This window comes from Prosthecobacter sp. (assembly GCF_044373815.1).
Classification (GTDB): Bacteria; Verrucomicrobiota; Verrucomicrobiia; order Verrucomicrobiales; family Verrucomicrobiaceae; genus Prosthecobacter.
This window is the reverse complement of record NZ_JBIPNG010000523.1, coordinates 1-4,371: the sequence shown is the minus strand read 5'-3', so window position 1 is coordinate 4,371 and position 4,371 is coordinate 1. Positions and strand designations below refer to the sequence as shown.

The 4,371-nt window shown below is 60.8% G+C and carries 5 protein-coding genes; 3 read left to right on the top strand and 2 right to left on the bottom strand.

Annotated elements, in window-relative coordinates:
- Positions 1-146 precede the first annotated feature (146 nt).
- Positions 147-2,114, bottom strand: a complete 1,968-nt coding sequence (locus tag ACIREA_RS27445; RefSeq protein ID WP_397385513.1) for an adenylate/guanylate cyclase domain-containing protein — start codon at positions 2,112-2,114, stop codon at positions 147-149.
- Between the two features lie 56 nt (positions 2,115-2,170).
- Positions 2,171-2,713: a hypothetical protein gene (locus tag ACIREA_RS27440; protein ID WP_397385512.1), complete on the bottom strand. Its 543-nt coding sequence runs from the start codon at positions 2,711-2,713 to the stop codon at positions 2,171-2,173.
- A gap of 74 nt (positions 2,714-2,787) precedes the next feature.
- Here ACIREA_RS27440 and ACIREA_RS27435 point away from each other — a divergent pair, with 74 nt between their 5' ends.
- From ACIREA_RS27435 to ACIREA_RS27425, 3 genes are all read left to right on the top strand, one after another.
- Positions 2,788-3,402 (top strand): superoxide dismutase, encoded by a 615-nt coding sequence (locus ACIREA_RS27435; protein WP_397385511.1) that lies wholly within the window; start codon positions 2,788-2,790, stop codon positions 3,400-3,402.
- 79 nt (positions 3,403-3,481) lie between these two features.
- Complete coding sequence (locus ACIREA_RS27430; RefSeq protein WP_397385510.1) at positions 3,482-3,799, top strand: hypothetical protein; 318 nt, start codon at positions 3,482-3,484, stop codon at positions 3,797-3,799.
- 127 nt (positions 3,800-3,926) lie between these two features.
- Positions 3,927-4,371: thiamine-phosphate kinase (locus ACIREA_RS27425; protein ID WP_397385509.1), on the top strand; the 445-nt coding region annotated here is incomplete at its 3' end.

Genomic DNA, 4,371 nt, shown 5'->3' with positions numbered 1-4,371 from the left:
AGAGGCACCCAAAGAGTGGTCCATTTTGTCCATTCAGTCCATCAGGTCCATCAGGTCCATCCAGCGCCCTCCCTCATTCATACGCTTTCAGCCCCCGCCAAGACAGGAAAAGTAGCCTTGTTCCTGCGGAACAAGGTCCCCAGCCTCTAGCCGCCAGACACCACCCGCCACGGATGCACCGCCTCCGAAATCCCCTTCAGCTGCATCGGCGGCATCGGCTCCGCATGAATAAAGCTCTTCGCATCCGCATACGTCTCATCATCCATGATGATCTCCCCCGCCTGCGCGATGCCGCACAGCCTTGACGCCAGGTTCACCCGGTGGCCCAGCACCGTGTAGCTCAGCCGCTGGTCCGAGCCCATGCACCCCGCCACCACTGATCCCGTCGCTAGGCCGATCCCCACCTCCAGCGAGTGCCGGGTCACTTCGTTCAGCTCACGCCGCACCCGCAGCATGCTCAGCGAGCACTGGACTGCCCGCACAGCGTCCTCGCCCGTGCTCTGCGGTGCACCAAACAGCACCATGATCAAATCCCCCACAAATTTGTCCACGATGCCGCCGTGCTCGTAGGCCACGTCCGTCAGCGCCGTCATGTGCTCATTGAGCAGGTCGATCACATCCGCCGGCGGCATGTTCTCCGTCAGAGCCGTGAAGCCGCGGATGTCGCAGAACAGCATCGTCACATGGCGCAGTTCACCTCCCAGCGTCCCGCTTTGGGTGATCAACTGCTCCGCCACCGATCGGTCCGCCACAGCATTCAGCACGCTGCGGTACTTCTCCTGCAGCGCCAGCCCCGCCGCCATCTCGTTGAAGGACGCCGCCAGCTTGCCCAGCTCGTTGTCGCCCCGCACCGGCACCCGCACATCAAAGTTCCCATGCTCAATCTGGTGCGTCCCGCTGACAATCTCGCTGATCGGCCCTGACAGCCCGCGTGAGATATAAAGCACCGCCACAAGGGCGATCAGCAAAGACACCACCCCCAGCACCCCCACATCCCGCCGCAGCTCCGCCAGTTCATGGTCCATCGCCTCCAGCGGGTACAGGTTCACCTGTGCCGCCAGCGGGAAAGGGGAGCCCGGATTCAGCACCCGGTAGTAGATCTGATGACGCACCCCGTGGATCAGCACCGCCATGCCACGCTGCGTTTTGTGCGTGTGGCGGATCGAGTCCGCAATGTGCGCCGCCACGATCTCCCGCTCCTCCTTGGGAATCGTCGTGCTCACCAGCCCCTCCTCCACCCACACACCGCTCATGATCTCGCCCAGATCCGAGTGCTTCGTCTGCTCATACAGCACTTTTTCCGCCAGCACCTGCAGCGGCAGGCCGAAAAGAATGGCTCCAAGAAACTGGCCGGACTGCGGCTCACGAAGCGGGGTGATGAACACCTCCCGCACCTGCTCATTCCGGCTGTCATCGCCATACTCCACCCGCAGGTAGCCCACCTCCTGCTCTTTGAGGATGTCCTCCAGCTTGCGGCCTCCAAGCCATTGCATTTTGCCGGATTTGCGCCGAAACTCCGCGCTCGTGGCGCTCTCCTTGGCCCGCTGCGGTGGCAAAAGATCCCGCCCGCCCGAGACATTTTTTTTCGGTGACACAAGGAAATTACCCTCAGGGTCGATGAGGGCGATGTACGGCATCTGCGAGAGCGGCAGTCGTGCGCCTTGAGAGTCCTTCTCACCATCTCGGTCCTTGTCTTTGCTCTTCTCCTTGTCGCCACCGTTCATGCGTCCCGCTGGCACTTGGAGCTGATGCGGTGGCATTCCCACTGCGGGCCGCAGTGCGCCCGGTAGATCACTCAGGATCCGGTCATTGGTCAGAGTCTCCAGCTGCGAACGCAGCATCCGCCCGGTCTCACCAAAATCTTTCTTGCCGATGGCCGTCAGCAACTCCGGCTGCTTGGCGATCTTGTCCAGCACCTTGGACAGCGCCTCGCTGCGCTTCTTCTTCGCCGAAGAGTAGTTGCCGATCTGCGAGTCAAACTGCTCCTCGAACAGCTTGCGGTACGATTCCATGAACTTCCACTCCGCCAGCACCAGCGTGGCGATGGTGATACCCGCCACGACGGGAAACACAGTCAGGATGAGCTTGGCGCGAAAGCTGTGGAACCACTTCATGGGGGAAAGTCACGAAAGTGACGTGGAATGAACCCCGCGTCTGGCCGCTTGGTTGCTCAGCGCACGCGTTTCATCGTGTACGTGCCTTTATCCATGGAACATTGGTAGCAGGCCTTGAACTCATCCCCCTTGACGGTCCCCTCATACTGGTACAGGCCGCCAGCCCAGTTGGGCATCTTGTGCTCGCCTTTGAAGGTGTAAGTGCCATCCTTTTGCTTCTTCACGGTATGGACGGCCTTGTAGCTGCCGCTGAGGATTTTCTTCCAGGTGGCGTGGTAGAAGAAACTGCGGTCAGCAGGGACCGATCCGACATCTTCGCCAGCCGCACCTATCACTATACCATTACGTGTAGGTTTTCCGACCACGCAGCGCAGGGTGCCGGTGTGTCCTGTGGCATCACTGAGCCAGGTGCCCTCCCATTTCCCCTCCACTCCGGAAGTGACCGGCGCCTTTTTCCACGCAGACCGAAACGCAAACCCGCAGGAAGGCAGGACGGACATCAAAATCAGGCCAAGGGAGAGGCGGAGGAGCTGGGCACGTTTCATGGTTGTAGGGTGCTGTACGAACGCCGCCGCCGCCGCGTCTTTTTCGTCCATCATGGGGTATTCTCCCACTTGCTCCGCTGCAGATTCGCGATACTTACCCGGGAACCATCAACCCCACCCACCCTACCATGGCCCACACCCTCCCCCCCCTGCCGTATCCCACCAACGCGCTTGAGCCCACCATCGACCAGCTCACGATGGAGATCCATCACGGCAAGCATCACAACGCTTACGTCACCAATCTGAACAACGCCCTCGCCGGCAAGGCCGACCTCGAAGCGCTGTCCATCGAAGACCTCTGCAAAAACATCTCCAAGGTGCCTGCAGACATCCAGGCCCCCATCCGCAACAACGGCGGCGGTCACTTCAACCACACCCTCTTCTGGAACATCATGGGCCCGAACGCCGGTGGTGCTCCGACCGGTGCTCTCGGTGAAGCCATCACCGCCACCTTCGGCAGCTTCGATGCCTTCAAGGAAGCCTTCGTCAAGGCTGGCGTCACCCGCTTCGGCTCCGGCTGGGCTTGGCTCGTCGTGAAGGATGGCAAGCTCGCCATCACCTCCACCCCGAACCAGGACAATCCCCTCATGGACGGCAGCGGCACCCCGATCCTCGGCTGCGATGTCTGGGAGCACGCCTACTACCTCAAGTATCAGAACAAGCGCCCTGACTATCTCGCCGCTTGGTGGAACGCCGTGAACTGGAGCGCCGTCGCTGCCAACTACACCGCCGCCCTCGGCTGATTCCCCGCTTACTGACGATCTCGTCTTCCCACAAAGCGCGGAACGGTCACCCCGTCCCGCGCTTTGTCGCTTTAAAATCATGTCCATGGTCCTCCATCGCCTCCGCTCCGGCCTGATCTACTCTCAGGCCTTCGCCGAGTTCTTGGATTCCAAGCACAACATTGAGAGCATCGGCCACCCGGGGGATGTTCTGCATCTCGACTACGTGCGCTGCAGCCAGGGAGATCTCAGCGGTCAGGAATGGTGCCAGCTCACCTGGATCAGCGGCGCACAGGCCCCCACCGAGCACCGCCATCAAATCGGCGGCACCGAAGTCTACATCCACAAGCAGGCCATTCGAGGCCTCAAAAACCGCCTCCTTCATTTTGACGGCACCAATGTGGTCGTTAAGCAGTAGTCATGACGACTGAAAACCAAATGATCCCAGCCACGTCGACCAGCCCAAGGCATTCCGTCTGCCTTCCTCATTCGGCCTTCGTCATTATTTCGTCATTCGGAAATTCGTCATTCGTCATTCCCCTCTGATGCCCACTCTAGCCGACATCGGAGAAGACAACCTCATCCGCAAACTCATGCGCGGAGTGAAGCTCGACAGCGATGTCATCGCCGGGGCAGGGGATGACTGCGCTGTCGTCCGCAGCACCAAGGACGAACACACCTTGCTCAAAACCGACGCCCTTGTGCAGGACGTCCATTTCACGCTCGAAACCCCGCCCAAGCTCATCGGGCGCAAAGCCATCGCCCGCGTCGTCAGCGATTTCGCCGCCATGGGCGGCACACCGCGCCACGCCATGATCACCCTCGTGGCTCCACCCAGCATGCAGGTCGAGTTTCTCTCCGATATCTATCGCGGCATGCGCGCCATCGCCAAGGAGTACGGCATCAACATCGTCGGTGGTGAAACCTCGCGCGGTCTCGTGCTCATGCTCTCCATCTCCATGAGCGGCACCGTCCCCTCCAAGCGCTGGC

Coding starts and splice junctions, on each gene's coding strand:
- ACIREA_RS27445 (WP_397385513.1), bottom strand. CDS start 2,114: ATGAAGTGGTTCCACAGCTTTCGCGCCAAGCTCATCCTGACTGTGTTT.
- ACIREA_RS27440 (WP_397385512.1), bottom strand. CDS start 2,713: ATGATGGACGAAAAAGACGCGGCGGCGGCGGCGTTCGTACAGCACCCT.
- ACIREA_RS27435 (WP_397385511.1), top strand. CDS start 2,788: ATGGCCCACACCCTCCCCCCCCTGCCGTATCCCACCAACGCGCTTGAG.
- ACIREA_RS27430 (WP_397385510.1), top strand. CDS start 3,482: ATGTCCATGGTCCTCCATCGCCTCCGCTCCGGCCTGATCTACTCTCAG.